General features: G+C 64.5%; 20 protein-coding genes. 6 read left to right on the forward strand and 14 right to left on the reverse strand.

Annotated features, from left to right (window positions below; genetic code table 11):
• The 5 genes from AC07Z7_RS23960 to AC07Z7_RS23980 all read right to left on the reverse strand — a co-directional run.
• The coding region (locus AC07Z7_RS23960; protein ID WP_494767897.1) for a hybrid sensor histidine kinase/response regulator at window positions 1-2,490 on the reverse strand (2,490 nt) is incomplete at its 3' end.
• A gap of 32 nt (window positions 2,491-2,522) precedes the next feature.
• Window positions 2,523-3,053, reverse strand: coding sequence for a putative pterin-binding protein (locus AC07Z7_RS23965; protein ID WP_420807462.1), 531 nt, complete (start codon window positions 3,051-3,053; stop codon window positions 2,523-2,525).
• Between the two features lie 275 nt (window positions 3,054-3,328).
• Window positions 3,329-3,682, reverse strand: coding sequence for a carboxymuconolactone decarboxylase family protein (locus AC07Z7_RS23970; RefSeq protein WP_494767898.1), 354 nt, complete (start codon window positions 3,680-3,682; stop codon window positions 3,329-3,331).
• A gap of 55 nt (window positions 3,683-3,737) precedes the next feature.
• Complete coding sequence (locus AC07Z7_RS23975) at window positions 3,738-3,929, reverse strand: YgaP family membrane protein (protein WP_494767899.1); 192 nt, start codon at window positions 3,927-3,929, stop codon at window positions 3,738-3,740.
• A 42-nt stretch (window positions 3,930-3,971) separates the two neighbouring features.
• A complete protein-coding gene (locus tag AC07Z7_RS23980) occupies window positions 3,972-4,832 on the reverse strand; it encodes an MBL fold metallo-hydrolase (protein ID WP_494767900.1) in 861 nt (286 codons plus the stop codon).
• A 103-nt stretch (window positions 4,833-4,935) separates the two neighbouring features.
• On the opposite strand from AC07Z7_RS23980, the gene AC07Z7_RS23985 reads away from it, so the two are divergent.
• The 5 genes from AC07Z7_RS23985 to AC07Z7_RS24005 are packed head-to-tail and all read left to right on the forward strand — an operon-like array spanning window position 4,936 to window position 8,340.
• Window positions 4,936-5,283: an ArsR/SmtB family transcription factor gene (locus tag AC07Z7_RS23985; RefSeq protein ID WP_462386860.1), complete on the forward strand. Its 348-nt coding sequence runs from the start codon at window positions 4,936-4,938 to the stop codon at window positions 5,281-5,283.
• Window positions 5,277-5,708 carry a YeeE/YedE family protein gene (locus tag AC07Z7_RS23990; RefSeq protein ID WP_252659425.1) on the forward strand — a complete coding sequence of 144 codons (432 nt, stop codon included), beginning with the start codon at window positions 5,277-5,279 and terminating at the stop codon, window positions 5,706-5,708. Before AC07Z7_RS23985 ends, AC07Z7_RS23990 begins: the two co-directional genes overlap by 7 nt.
• 41 nt (window positions 5,709-5,749) lie before the next feature.
• Window positions 5,750-6,199, forward strand: a complete 450-nt coding sequence (locus AC07Z7_RS23995; RefSeq protein WP_094291247.1) for a YeeE/YedE family protein — start codon at window positions 5,750-5,752, stop codon at window positions 6,197-6,199.
• Window position 6,200: 1 nt separating this feature from the next.
• On the forward strand, window positions 6,201-6,545 hold the full coding sequence (locus AC07Z7_RS24000) for a protein tyrosine phosphatase family protein (RefSeq protein ID WP_494767901.1): 345 nt from the start codon (window positions 6,201-6,203) through the stop codon (window positions 6,543-6,545).
• Window positions 6,546-6,594: 49 nt separating this feature from the next.
• On the forward strand, window positions 6,595-8,340 hold the full coding sequence (locus AC07Z7_RS24005; RefSeq protein ID WP_494767902.1) for a SulP family inorganic anion transporter: 1,746 nt from the start codon (window positions 6,595-6,597) through the stop codon (window positions 8,338-8,340).
• A gap of 31 nt (window positions 8,341-8,371) precedes the next feature.
• Here AC07Z7_RS24005 and AC07Z7_RS24010 read toward each other — a convergent pair whose 3' ends face one another.
• Window positions 8,372-8,974 carry a hypothetical protein gene (locus AC07Z7_RS24010; protein ID WP_494767903.1) on the reverse strand — a complete coding sequence of 201 codons (603 nt, stop codon included), beginning with the start codon at window positions 8,972-8,974 and terminating at the stop codon, window positions 8,372-8,374.
• A 283-nt stretch (window positions 8,975-9,257) separates the two neighbouring features.
• On the opposite strand from AC07Z7_RS24010, the gene AC07Z7_RS24015 reads away from it, so the two are divergent.
• Window positions 9,258-9,608 carry a hypothetical protein gene (locus tag AC07Z7_RS24015; RefSeq protein WP_422849567.1) on the forward strand — a complete coding sequence of 117 codons (351 nt, stop codon included), beginning with the start codon at window positions 9,258-9,260 and terminating at the stop codon, window positions 9,606-9,608.
• 175 nt (window positions 9,609-9,783) lie between these two features.
• On the opposite strand, the gene AC07Z7_RS24020 is transcribed toward AC07Z7_RS24015, so the two are convergent.
• From AC07Z7_RS24020 to AC07Z7_RS24055, 8 genes are all read right to left on the reverse strand, one after another.
• Window positions 9,784-9,936 (reverse strand): hypothetical protein, encoded by a 153-nt coding sequence (locus AC07Z7_RS24020; RefSeq protein ID WP_422849568.1) that lies wholly within the window; start codon window positions 9,934-9,936, stop codon window positions 9,784-9,786.
• On the reverse strand, window positions 9,933-10,097 hold the full coding sequence (locus AC07Z7_RS24025) for a hypothetical protein (protein ID WP_494767904.1): 165 nt from the start codon (window positions 10,095-10,097) through the stop codon (window positions 9,933-9,935). Before AC07Z7_RS24025 ends, AC07Z7_RS24020 begins: the two co-directional genes overlap by 4 nt.
• The gene (locus AC07Z7_RS24030; protein WP_494767905.1) at window positions 10,094-10,522 is read right to left on the reverse strand and encodes a DUF1353 domain-containing protein; all 429 of its coding nucleotides are present in this window, start codon (window positions 10,520-10,522) and stop codon (window positions 10,094-10,096) included. Before AC07Z7_RS24030 ends, AC07Z7_RS24025 begins: the two co-directional genes overlap by 4 nt.
• Entirely contained in the window at window positions 10,519-10,674 is a 156-nt protein-coding gene (locus AC07Z7_RS24035; RefSeq protein WP_158274979.1) for a hypothetical protein, read from the reverse strand. The genes AC07Z7_RS24030 and AC07Z7_RS24035 overlap by 4 nt, the downstream gene beginning before the upstream one ends.
• A 2-nt stretch (window positions 10,675-10,676) precedes the next feature.
• The gene (locus AC07Z7_RS24040) at window positions 10,677-11,087 is read right to left on the reverse strand and encodes a hypothetical protein (RefSeq protein WP_494767906.1); all 411 of its coding nucleotides are present in this window, start codon (window positions 11,085-11,087) and stop codon (window positions 10,677-10,679) included.
• Entirely contained in the window at window positions 11,087-11,533 is a 447-nt protein-coding gene (locus AC07Z7_RS24045) for a hypothetical protein (protein ID WP_494767907.1), read from the reverse strand. The genes AC07Z7_RS24040 and AC07Z7_RS24045 overlap by 1 nt, the downstream gene beginning before the upstream one ends.
• A 2-nt stretch (window positions 11,534-11,535) precedes the next feature.
• Window positions 11,536-11,919, reverse strand: coding sequence for a hypothetical protein (locus AC07Z7_RS24050; protein ID WP_422849574.1), 384 nt, complete (start codon window positions 11,917-11,919; stop codon window positions 11,536-11,538).
• 2 nt (window positions 11,920-11,921) lie between these two features.
• Window positions 11,922-12,155, reverse strand: a 234-nt coding sequence (locus tag AC07Z7_RS24055; RefSeq protein WP_494767908.1) for a lysozyme family protein, incomplete at its 5' end; no start/stop codon positions are given.

Here is a 12,155-nt window from a genome sequence, read left to right on the forward strand (position 1 = left end):
CTCGTAGGCCGGGCGTTTGTCGAGCACGCGGCGCAGACCGGCGGCCGTGTCCAGGACCTCGATGCTGCGCAGCGGGTCGGGGGCATCGGCGACTTCGGGGGGCACGGCGGCTGGTGGTGCTGCCTCTCCCAGGGGGACAGATGCTGGCGCGCGCGGCGCAATCCATTGCAGCAAGCTGGCAAACAGCTCGTCGGGGTCGATGGGCTTGGCCAGGTGGCCGTTCATACCTGCGGCAAGGCACAGGTCCCGGTCGCGGCTCATGGCGTTGGCGGTCATGGCCAGCACCGGCAGCTGGGCCCACGCGGGGTTCTGGCGCAGCTGGCGCGTGGCGGTGAGGCCGTCCATCACCGGCATCTGCATGTCCATGAGCACGATGTCGTAGGGCGCGCGCGCCAGCATGTCGAGTGCAATCTGGCCGTTGTCGGCCACGTCCACCACCAGCCCGGCGCCTGCCAGAAGCTCGGCGCCGACCTGCTGGTTCAGGTCGTTGTCGTCCACCAGCAGCACCCGGGCCCCCTGGATGGTGGCCAGGTTGGGGGCGCTGCGCGGGCCGTGGGCCCGGTGGGCCTCGGCCGACAGGGCATGGCCGCCCAGTGCGCGAATGGCTGTGTCAAACAGCTGCGAGGGGCTGACGGGCTTGGTCAGCATGAGCCCGATGCCTGCGCTTTCCAGCTCTTTCTGCACATCGTCGCGGCCAGCGGCGGTGACGATGACCGAATGCGGCGGGTGGGGCAGCAGCGCCAGCGCGCGGTGGGTGGCAAAGCCGTCCATGCCGGGCATCTTCCAGTCCAGAAAAGCAATCTCGCAGGGGTGCCCGGCTGCATCGGCAGCGCTTGCCTTGGCCACTGCCTCTTCGCCCGAGCTGGCCGTGGTGACGGCAAAACTCATGCTGCCCAGCAGCCCGCCCAGAATCTGCCGCGCCTGTTCGCTGTCGTCCACCACCAGCACATGCCGCCCGCGCAGGTCGGGCTCGGGCAGCAGGGGGCGCTGCGGGGCCGTGCCCAGGCCCAGCCGGGCCGTGAACCAGAAGGTGCTGCCCTGGCCCGGCGCGCTTTGCACGCCCACCTCGCCGCCCATCAGGTCTGCGAGCTTTTTGGAGATGGCCAGGCCCAGGCCGGTGCCGCCGTATTTGCGCGTGGTGGAGGTGTCGGCCTGCTCGAAGGAGCGGAACAGGCGCGACTGCTGTTCTTCGGTGAGACCGATGCCCGTGTCCTGCACCTCAAACCGCATCAGGATGCCCTCGGCGTCGCGCGAGGCTTGGCTGACCCGCACGATGATCTCGCCCGCATCCGTGAACTTGACGGCGTTGTTGGCGTAGTTGACCAGGATCTGCCCCAGTCGCAGGGGGTCGCCGCGCAGGTTGTCAGGCAGGGCCGGGTCTACGTCGAACAGCAGCTCCAGGCCCTTGCTGGCCGATTTGCCGCTGATCAGGTTGGCCACGTTGTCGAGCACGCCGCGCAGCTCAAAGTCCACCACCTCCACTTCAAGCTTGCCCGCCTCGATCTTGCTGAAGTCGAGGATGTCGTTGATCAGGCCCAGCAGGTGCTGGCCCGAGCGCTGGATCTTTTCCACATAGTCGCGTTGGCGGGGCGAGAGGTCGGTGCCCAGCGCCAGGTGGCTCATGCCGATCACGGCGTTCATGGGCGTGCGGATCTCGTGGCTCATGTTGGCCAGGAAGTCCGACTTCATCTGCGAGGCGTCCTCGGCCTTGGCCCGGGCGATTTCCAGCTCTTCCTCATGCTCGCGCAGCGCCACATTGAGCTGCTGCAGCTCGGCAGTCCGCTGTGCGACGCGTGCTTCCAGCGCCTCTTCGTTGCGCTTCAGGGCCTCCACCAGCTCGGCCTGCGCCGCCATGGCCAGGGATTTGGCCTTTTCGCGCTTGAGGAACTGCCGCGCCATGGCAAAAGCCAGCAAAAAGGTGAGTACGGCCTGAAAGGCTGTGAGTCCGGTGGTCAGCAGTGTCTGGTGCTTGACTTCGGCGTTGCGCGAGTCGCCCAGCAGGGCCGATACCCGCGAGGCGTTCAGCGACAGTTCCTGGACGGTGTCGCGCAGGGTGTCCAGCTCGGCGCGCAGCAACCGCATGTGTTGCTGGCTGGAGGCCGGGTCCACACTCGCGCCAAAGTGGCTGTCACCCGCTGCCACAAACCTCTGCAGGGCGGCCAGCGCCTGTGCGTAGATGGGTTCTTCCTGCATCAAGGTGCGCGCGGTGCCGCTCTCCAGCGCGCTGAAGCGGCTCAGGAACAGGTCGTAGCGCAGCTCCAGCCGGTCCATGGGAATGCTTTTCGGGTCCAGTTCGAACTGGTGCAGCGCATGGTCGAACTTTTCGTATTCGACGTTGAGCTGCAGAAAGGACCACAGAGCGTTCACATCGCCACGCCGCATCACGGCTTCGACGCTGCGGTACTGGTGGTACTGCACGGCCGCAATGGCCACATAGGCCAGGACCAGGCCTGCAATGATGAGCCGCAGGATGTGTTTGCTGCGCAGCATGCGTGGGGGGGCGGGCCTGGCCGGGCTGCAGGCTACCTGATGCGCAAGGCGTTGAGCTGCCAGGCCGCACGGTTGTAGTACAGCTCGCTGCGCAGCTCGGCCTTGGTGTCGAAGGGGTAGACGATGAACAGCGGGCCTTTTTCTCGCACGGGCATGGGCCGGTTGTTCATGAGCCGTGCCACGATCACATCGTGGCGGGTGGCATCGTCCAGTGGAATCTCGGTCTTGTAGTCGTTCAGGGCCACGGCCGTGATCTTGGTGCCCTTGGCCCCCACAGCGGCGAGCACGTCGCGCAACAAGGGGCCGGTAAAGGTGACGGCATTGGGGTACCAGGGGGTCTGGGTGGAGAAGCTGTGCTGGGGCAGCTTCTCCAGCATCTTCATGTCGAACTGCGCCTGCTGGCCCTGGTTGGTGTGGGTGATGGCGCCTTCGATGGTCAGCACCACCGGGCCAGTGGCCTTATCCAGGGCCTGCGCGGCAGTGCCAAACAACGCGGATGCACCAAGGGCAATGCCCATGAGCCAGACAACACCCCGGCGTGTCTTCGAAAGACCTGCATGCATGGCGATCCCCCCTTTTTTGCAACAGTCTCATGGATAGACGCACAAAATGTAAACCGATTTATAACAGCCGGTCGCTGTTTCGGTGTGGGCGGTGTGTCGCACGCGTACTACGCCGTGGCGCAGGGCGGACCTGCGCAAAGATCGGCCATGAGCCTGTGGCAGCACGGTACTGGAAGACGCTGTGTTGTGCCAGATTTTTTTTGCCCGCTCCCTGCGGGCGGTGCGTCTTCCACTGTCAGAGAAGGTGAGGGCGCAGCCCCCTCGCTGGCGAGGGATCAGGCGTTGCCTGCCGCCAGGGTGTCCCAGGCCTTCAATGCTTCGGCGGTGTACATCAGGGCGGGGCCTCCGCCCATGTAGACACACACGGCCAGCATTTCCTCCAGCTCGGTGCGGGTGGTGCCCAGTTTTTGCAGTGCCTTGACATGAAAACCAATGCAGCCCGAGCAGCGCTGGGTGACGCCGATGGCCAGGGCAATCAACTCTTTGTGTTTGCTGCTCAACGCGCCTTCGGCCATGGAGGCCTGGGCCAGTTGTGCGAAGCCCCGCATGGTATCGGGCTGGGCCTTGCGGAAGCTGGCCAGGCTTTCGTTGATGCCCTGGATGAGGCCCGCATGGTCAAAAGTGCTCATTCCTTGTTCCTTGTGGTTTTTAGGTGCTTGCGCGCGGCTGTGCCGCGCGGGGGGCTTACTTCTTCATGGGGCAGGTGTTGATGCCCAGCAGCGTGTAGGCGGGGCAAAAACGGAACAGGCCGGTGGCCAGGGGCACCGCGCCCAGCCAGCCCCACCATCCAACAGTGCCGGTGGCGGCAAGGGCTATCAGCACAAGGCCTGCTGCGATGCGCAGCACACGGTCGAGGGTTCCAACGTTGGTGTTCATGGTGCTTCCTTTGGTGCGTGGTGGTTTCGGGACATGGGCCGGTCACAGCGCGTTGAGCGGAATCTTGAGATAGGCCACGCCGTTGTCTTCGGCTGGAGGCATGGCACCGGCGCGGATGTTGACCTGTACTGAGGGCAGGATCAGCGTGGGCATCTCCAGCGTGGCATCGCGTCGGGTGCGCAGAGCCACAAAGGCGTCTTTGCTCACGCCATCGTGCACGTGTATGTTGTGGGCGCGCTGGTCGGCCACGGTGGTCTGCCAGGCGGTGGCGCGACCGGCCGGGGGGTAGTCGTGGCACATGAAGAGCCGCGTCTCGGGTGGCAAGCTCAGCAGCCTGCGCACCGATTGGTAAAGCTGTTGCGCATCGCCCCCGGGGAAGTCACAGCGTGCCGTGCCCACATCGGGCATGAACAGGGTATCGCCCACAAACACGGCATCACCCACCTGGTAGGCCATGCAGGCAGGGGTGTGGCCAGGCACGGCAAGCGCCTTGGCTTCCAGCTGGCCGATGCGGAACACCTCGTTGTCGTGCAGCAGGTGATCAAACTGGCGGCCATCCGGGCTGAACTCGGGCTCCAGATGGAACACGGCCTTGAACACGTCCTGCACCTTGGTTATGGCGGCGCCAATGGCGATGCGTCCCCCCAGCTTGTTGCGCAGGTAGTGTGCGGCCGACAGGTGATCGGCATGCGCGTGGGTCTCCAGGATCCACTCCACCGTCAGGCCGTGGGTCTGCACAAACTCGATCAGGCGTTCGGCGGAATGTGTGCGGGTGCGGCCGGACTTGGGGTCGTAGTCCAGCACCGAATCCACCAGGGCGCAATGGCCGCCGGGCTGGTCATAGACGACATAGCTCACCGTCCAGGTGGCGTCGTCAAAGAAGGCCTGTATCTGGGGTTTCATCGCTTCTTTCCTCGGTTTTTAATTTCGATGAAGATAGTTTATTGACTTATAGATTGTTGGTCAATAGAATATCGATAACGAAATTGAAAAGGAGCGCACGCCCATGCTCACCGAAATACCCATCGAACTGGAAACCTTGCGCCGCTCGGCCGACAGCGCCTGTCGCCTCATGAAGGTGCTCTCCAACCCCGACCGGCTGCTGCTGCTGTGCCAGCTCAGCCAGGGTGAGAAGAGGGTGGGCGAGCTGGAGGAACTGGTCGGCATCTCCCAGCCCACCTTGTCCCAGCAACTGGGGGTGCTGCGCGAGGAAGGCCTGGTGAACACCCGCCGCGAAGGCAAGAACATTTACTACCAGATCGCCAGCCCGCAGGCACTGGCGGTCATGAATGTGTTGTTTGAACAGTTTTGCGGGCCTGCACAAGGCACCGCCAAGGAGGATCAGAAATGCTGATCGATTGGACCCATTTCACCCCCTGGAGCGCCCTGGCCGGGGGTGTTCTGCTGGGCCTGGCATCGGCGCTGTTTGTGCTGCTCAATGGCCGCATTCTGGGCGTCAGCGGAATCGTGGGTGGCTTGCTGCGGCCCCGGGCAGGAGATACAGGCTGGCGCCTGGCCTTTGTGCTGGGCATGTTGGTGGCCCCTGGCGTGTATTGGCTGTTTGCTGGTGCAACCGCGCCGCGTATTGATGCCGGCTGGAGTGCGGTGGTGGCCGCCGGGCTGCTGGTGGGCGTGGGCACGCGTTATGGATCAGGCTGCACCAGCGGCCACGGCGTGTGTGGGCTCTCGCGCCTGTCGCCCCGTTCCCTCGTTGCCACCCTGGCCTTCATGGGCGCGGGCTTCCTCACAGTGTTTCTTGTCCGGCATGTGCTGGGCTGACGCCATACAACCCATGGAGCATGGACATGAAAAAAATCTTGATGAAAAGCCGAATTTCTGAATTTGTGGTGGGCCTGGTGTTTGGCCTGGGCCTCATCGTGTCGGGCATGACCGACCCCGGCAAAGTGCTGGGTTTTCTGGACCTGGCAGGCCTGTGGGACCCTTCGCTGGCTTTTGTGATGGGCGGTGCGATTGCCGTCGGCCTGTTCGCGTTTGCCTTGGCCAAGAAGCGCACGACCAGCTTTCTGGGGGGCGCCATGCACCTTCCCACCTCCCGCGACATTGATCGCCGCCTGGTGGTTGGCAGCCTGGTGTTTGGTGCTGGCTGGGGCTTGGCGGGCTTCTGTCCCGGTCCGGCCATTGTCTCGGCTGGGGCCGGGCAGCCCAAGGCCATCGTGTTTGTGCTGGCCATGCTGGCAGGTATGTGGCTGTTTGAAATCGCTGAAGGCCGCATGCGGCGCACTCCCAACCAGCAAGCAGGAGCACTTTGAAATGGGTATGCAGATCATTGCCTTGACACCCGACTTTGCGGTGTCCCCCCAGTTGCTGCCTGAGGACTTCGCCTGGGTGTCTGCCCAGGGGGTCAAGACACTCATCAACAACCGGCCAGACGGGGAGGGCGGAGACGCCCAGCCGACCAGCCAGACGCTGGAAGAGGCCGCCCGTGCCGCCGGTTTGCACTATGTGTATCTGCCGGTGGTGAGCGGTGCGATCACTCCGGAGCAGGTGCAGGCCTTGCACAACGTGCTGGCTGCGGCACCAAGGCCCATGCTGGCTTTTTGCCGATCGGGTGCACGGTCCGCCCAGCTGTTTGGTCTGGCCCAGCAATTGGACTGAGAGCCTGAGCACCTCAGAAAGAAACGAGAGAAGAACCAAAGGCCCTCGCATGCAATTCATGCCCAGCTGGATGCGCAACTACCAGCGGTCCTGGCTCTCAGGAGACTTGGTGGCGGGTGTCATCGTCACAGTGATGCTCATTCCGCAGAGCTTGGCCTACGCGCTGTTGGCGGGGCTGCCCCCTGAAGTCGGCCTTTACGCGAGCATCCTGCCCATAGTCGCTTATGCGCTGGTGGGGTCAAGCATGACGCTGGCGGTGGGCCCCGTGGCGGTGGCTTCGCTCATGACAGCCAGCGCGTTGCAGCCACTGGCGGCAGCGGGTTCTGCGGAGTATGTGGGGCTGGCCATGCTCCTGTCCCTTTTGTCAGGCGGCATGCTGCTGCTGTTTGGCCTGCTGAGATTGGGGTTTCTCGCGCACTTTCTCAGCCATCCGGTCATCAGCGGTTTTATCTCGGGCTCGGCCATCCTGATTGCGGTGGGCCAGCTCAAACACCTGATGGGCGTGAAAGCCGGGGGTGGCAATGTGCTGGATACATTGCTGCAGTTGGCGCACGCGGCGCCAGACACCAACAGCGTGACTTTGGGCATTGGCGCCGGGAGCGTGCTGTTTTTGCTGCTGGCGCGCAAGTTCCTTGCACCTTGGCTGGTGCGTGCCGGGGTAGATGCCAAGTTGGCAGAGCTTGCATCCAAGCTTGCCCCGATGCTGGCAGTGCTGGTCACCACAGCGCTGGTGGCCGCGCTGCGCTGGGACAAATCCGCTGGCGTCAGCATTGTGGGCGCAGTGCCGCAGGGGTTGCCAGTGCTGGCCTTTCCCTCCGTTGCCATGTCGGCCATTCGCCAATTGTGGCTACCCGCGCTGCTCATCTCCCTGGTCGGGTTTGTCGAAAGTGTGTCGGTGGCGCAATCGCTGGCGCTCAAGCGCCAGCAGCGCATACAGCCCAACCGCGAGCTGCTGGGCCTGGGCGCCGCCAACGTGGCCAGCGCGTTGTCAGGCGGTTTCCCCGTCACCGGCGGTTTTGCGCGCTCGGTGGTCAATTTCTCGGCCGGGGCCAACACACCCTTGGCGGGCCTGGTGTCTGCCATGCTCATGGCAGTGGTCATCGCGGCGCTCACCGGCCTGTTCCACTACCTGCCCCATGCAGTGCTGGCCGCCACCATCATCATGGCAGTGGTGTCGTTGATCGATGTTCAGACCCTGCGCGAAGCGTGGCGCTATGACAAGGCCGATGCCTGGTCACTGCTGGTCACGGCGGGCGGTGTGATCACTTGGGGGGTGGAGGCGGGCATCCTTCTGGGGGTCGGCCTGTCGCTGGGCACCTTGGTCTGGCGCAGCAGCCACCCGCACATCGCGGTAGTGGGGCGCGTGCCAGGCACCGAGCATTTCCGCAACGTCGCGCGCCACCCTGTGGCAACAGAGCCTGACCTGATTGCGGTGCGAGTGGACGAAAGTCTGTATTTTGCGAACTCGGAGGTTCTGCAGGACACCATAGAAAGCCTGGTCGCCGCCCAGCCCCGCACCCGCCATGTGCTGCTGGTGTGTTCGGCCATCAACCAGATCGATGCCACTGCTTTGGGGGTGCTCACCGATCTGGAGAGCAGCCTGGCCCGGCGGGGCATTGCACTATTGCTCTCGGAAGTCAAAGGCCCCGTGCTGGACCGCCTGCAGAAAACAAGCTTGGGCCAAAACCTGCAGGGACGGGTGTTCTTGAGCACACACCAGGCCTTTGAGTCCGCGCGTCAAAACACAGCCGCTTCGGCGACTGGCGGCGAAAAACAGGTTGCCCCGTCACACTAGCTGGGGCGTCTGTGTTGCGCGCGGGCAGTCTTCAGCGCTTGGCAGCGTGGTAGCGGAGGGTGTCCAGCGCCATGGCAAAGCCTGGTTCCGCACCCTTGGCATCTTCATCCGCCACCTGCGTCATGATGATTGCAGTGGTTCCATCCAGCGCGGCCTTGAAGAAGCGCGCTTCATGCGGCAGGTTCTGGCCCAGCATGCTGACCACAAAGCGTTGCGAAACCCCTTTGTTCTCTTTGCCCGCCACCTGGCGGGTAATGGGCGTGGCCGTCACCGGGCCCATGCGGGCCTGCTGCGCAGTGTTGGCCCGGGCGGCATCCGCGCGGTTGCGCGCAGCTGCGGCCGCAAACTTCTCAATGTCCTGGCCCGAAAAAAACGGGCTGAACATCAAGGTCACAACCGCCTCGTTCGGCCCCTCCAGATCGATGCTGCGCATGCGGGTTTCGTCCTGCGCGACTACATCTTCCGTCACTTTCCAGCCTACGGGGTGTTCAAAGCTCACGCCGTCCTTGTTGTAGACCAAGGGTGGCGCCGCGTGGGCTGGAGCCAGTCCGCTGAAGAGCAATAACGCCAGGGCGGCCAGACACAAAGCCAGTTGGAAAGCCGCAGTGCGGCAGAGCAGGCGAAGGGAATGCATGGGTGAGAGTGTGGGGGACAGCCGGGAATTTTCGCATGGGCGCCGTGCCTGGGTTTTGAGGCAAGACGGAGCGGCTTTTTTCTACGAGTTTGATATTTTACATAATATACATCGTATCTACTCGCCGCAAGAAGAAGGCGCGGTGGATCGATGGCCTCATGCCGTCCGTCGCCTTCGCCTGAAGCCGCCCTGGCTTCTTTTGCCTGTACAGGCCCCTGGCGCCCCGGCCATCATGGCCTCTGAGCGGCGCCAGCTCGTAGCAAAAACACCCAAGAGGAACCCCATGTTGAAAGTGCCACGTGTTGGTGGCGCGGCTCAGCTGCGCCTGTTTGTTGACGAGATTGGTTTTGCCCGGGCCTGCAAGGTGCTCGCGGTCCACGAGAACACCATGCGCCGGTGGCTGCGCGAGGAAACCCCGGTACCGGCCGCGCCGCTGCAGGCGCTGTACTGGCTCACCAGCTGGGGCTTTGCCGATGCCTGCAGCGAGGCCCACTGGTCCCACCAGTTCCTGCTGGGCAAGATCAGGGAGCTGGAGGCCGCGGCGAACTGGCGCGCCCCGGCCGCCTGGCAGGCAGCGAACGACCGGGACTACCGTGCCGCCGGTGTCGTCGTGCTTCAGTTGATACAAAATTGATAGCTGCTGGCGCTTGCTTGTCAAGCGCTGGGCATAAAAAAAGCCACCCTTTGCGGTGGCTTTGATGTTTCTGGAGTCTCGCGCTGGTGGTCAGCGGCGTTTCTTGAACTGGCCCTTCTTGGGGCCGGACTTGTGGCGGGGGGGCATGCGGCGTCGTGCCATGGTGGTTCTCCTGTCAGGTGTGCCCGCCTGGCTCTCCCCAGGCGTCGCGGATGTACGAACGGACGCCAGGGAGCTGGCGCATCAAGAAGGCGGCGATCAGGGCACCGCCGATCAAGATCAGGGCTTCTCGGCCGAACTCGGCCGGGGTGGGGAGGAAGGCTTTCATTTTTCAGTGATGCGGTCGATCCGCTTGTGGGCCTCGGCGGCCGATTCGTGGGCGTGTTGGGCTACCACCGTGGTGCGGGCCAGGTCGGCGCGGATGGCGGCGTAAACGCCAATGCCGACGCCCAGGGGGCCGAGCAGTTGAAAGATCAGATCAGCGTTCACGGTAGCAGTCCCTCTTGTTGGATTTGAATCGACACGCCAGGGGGCTGCGCGGGGCCATCAGCGCCCCAGGAGCCCGCGCCCCCTGCCCTCACCCCCAGCCACATCACCCAGGCCCGCCACGGGCTCACGCCGCAGGCCTGGCAGGCCTCCTTGAACACGGCATCGGCCGTCGCGCGGTCGGTCTGGTGTGTGGTGTACAGCCAGTCGTGCACCACGGCCGCAGCGTGGGCGAGGCCACCGGCCAGGAAGAAGGCCACCGGCAGGCGGGGCACGCTGGCCAGGTCGGTGACAAAGCCCTGCGGCACGTCCACGTGGCCGATCAGGTCGGAGTCGTAGCCCAGGGCGGCCAATAGGCGCCATGTGCCCCGGCCGTCGCGGCTGGTGTCTTCCAGGCGTTCGAGCTGCAGGGTGCTGGTGAACTTCACTTTTTGCTTTCGTCCTGGTGCTGCACCTGGCTCTGCGTGATGGCGTCGGCGTTGTAGCTGGCCGTCGCCACCCAGGAGACATGCAAGCCGCCGCAGCCAGCGAGGGAGGCGCACAGGGCGGCGATGGCGAGGGCGATGGCGGTTTTTTTCATGGTCAGGGCCTCGGGTAGATGCCAAAGGCGGCGCCGCCCTGGCCGGATGGCGCGGTGTACGCGCTGGGGTTGTTCCACTGGCCGCCCTGAGTGTTCCAGGCGGGCGAGTCGGGGACGTAAATCGGGGGCGATGGCTCGGGGTGCAGCAGGCCATACAGCCAGGTGCCGAGGGTGTCGGAGCCGTCGGGGAACAGAGCGCCATTCACGCCCTGATAAATCACGTTGTCGTTATTCCAGGGCGTGACGGCCCAGGCCCCATCGCGCACCGCCTGGCTGGTGGCATCCCAGGCCGCGCCCGCCGCGTCGCTGGCGGCCGTGGATGCCTTGCGCACCACGTAGGCCGCGACCAGCACGCCACCGGCCAGCAGGGCCAGCTTTATCAGGAGGTCGGCGGAGACAGGGGCGATTTTCATCACATCCAGAACCCTGCGACTTCCTTACCGGTCAGTGCCCACTGGGGCTTGTCCGGCGTGCCGTAGTTGAACGGGTTTTGATAGGTGGACCCATCGGCGTAGTGATAGATGCCGGTTTTCTCATCGAGGTAGCCGCCGCCGGAGCTGGCAGGCTTGGACGTGGTGGCACCAGGCCCCCACCCTGCGGCAGAGCTGTCGGTGTAGGCCGCTGGTGCCTTGGTGTTCGTCGTTGGCGCTGGCGTGGCTGCAGCGGTATCGACTACGGCCGGTGCCTTGGTGTTGGTGGTGATGACGATGGGCTGGCTGGCCCAGCTGGTGGCACCCCCTGCCGAATTGAGCAGCGAAGTAGCACCGGCCAGGGTGGAAGAGTCGCCCGACTTGCGCAGGTACAGCAGCAGGCCGATACCGGCCACCGCCGCGATCCCCATGATGGCTTTGCGCTCCATGCTCAGTACCAAGGTTCGTTGGTGAAGTCGTAGGCGCTATCGAATGGGGGGTTCACCGCCACACCGTCCCCCGCTACATAGGCGCTTGGGTTGTTGTAGCGCGGGCCGTCCGGACCCTGCGGCGTCACATCCCACTGTGTTTGCGACCGTCCGTCATAGGTGCCCAGGTAAGGCACGGTGGAGCCGCTGGAGCCGCCACCCTTGAACAGGTTGCCCAGGGCGTTCAGTCCAGCGCCGATGATCGATGCGTTTTGGGCAGCGCGGCCCGCCTGGCCCTGGTACATCGGCTGCGCCATGGCGCGGCGGGTCATCAGGTAATAGGCGCCAATGCCGAGCACGGCCAGCAGCAGCAGGTTGTTTGGACCGGGGGAAGATGCGGTGCTCATGGTCAGGCCTCAGTGGTTTGGCCGCCTGCGCTGGCGTAGGCCGACAGCAGGGCGGAAAGTTTGCGTTCTGGTTGGTTGTAGCCAGCGCCTGGCAGGCTGGCCCAGACCTTGGCGACCTTGTTGATGGCCTGCACGGTGCGACCGGCCTGCACATCACCGAGGGCGCCCCGCTCGCGGATCAGTTCCACGGCGGCAGCGTCCTGGCTGGCTGGCGAAATATCTGGGAGGCCCAGCTT

The organism is Acidovorax sp. GW101-11A03 (assembly GCF_059424825.1).